Source organism: Gordonia polyisoprenivorans NBRC 16320 = JCM 10675, assembly GCF_000241325.1.
Taxonomy (GTDB): Bacteria; Actinomycetota; Actinomycetes; order Mycobacteriales; family Mycobacteriaceae; genus Gordonia; species Gordonia polyisoprenivorans.
The window spans coordinates 1-660 of the sequence record NZ_BAEI01000102.1 but is presented as its reverse complement, the minus strand read 5'-3'; the positions used below and the strand labels follow the sequence as shown (position 1 = coordinate 660).

General features: G+C 63.3%; 1 protein-coding gene and 1 pseudogene. Both read left to right on the top strand.

Annotation, left to right across the window (positions count from 1 at the left end; genetic code table 11):
* A partial coding sequence (locus tag GOPIP_RS27710) for an integrase core domain-containing protein (RefSeq protein WP_006373225.1) occupies positions 1 to 308 on the top strand: 308 nt, incomplete at its 5' end.
* A pseudogene (locus GOPIP_RS27705) lies at positions 298 to 660 on the top strand (IS481 family transposase); the annotation flags it as partial. The gene GOPIP_RS27710 and the pseudogene GOPIP_RS27705, both read left to right, overlap by 11 nt.

The window sequence follows — 660 nt, the reverse complement described above, 5'->3', positions numbered from 1 at the left end:
CTATCGACGAATGGGTCCACGCCTACAACACCTGCAGACCGCATCAGTCGCTGAACATGGCCACCCCTGCCAGCGTGTTCCGCAGTCGCAGCACCGATCCCGACACCATGCCCAGCAAGCCTGTTGGTGCCGAGATCCGACCGGAAGCCGAAGTCGTTCGGCCAGCTCCAACCGTGGCCGATCAGTCGAGTTCCGCCATTGAGTTCGACACTGTCGTGCCGCCGTCCGGTGTAGTGACTATTGCCGGTGTGCAACAGGTGTGGGTCGGAAAGAAACTATGCGCAGCGCAGTGTCGTGATGTGGGCTGACCTGTCGAGCGTGTACATCATCTGCGACGACATCGTGATCAAGACGGTCCGGTCGAAGCTGACCACCGCAGACCTGCAACGACTCCGCGCCCGCGGCACCCGCCCGGGCCGGCCCAGACCGGCGCAAGCCGCGTTCGACACCTCCACCGCCACCCATCGGCCGCGAGCTATCGAGATCGACCGGACCGCGAACCGCGACGGCATCGTCATTGTTCGTGGACATGAACTCGCCCTCGGCGTCGTGACGGCCGGCAGCCGGGTCACCCTGCGGATCGACGGCGAGTTGATCCACGCGACCAACGGCACCCACCTGATCAAGACGCTACCCAATCCTCTTGACCTAGAGAATATT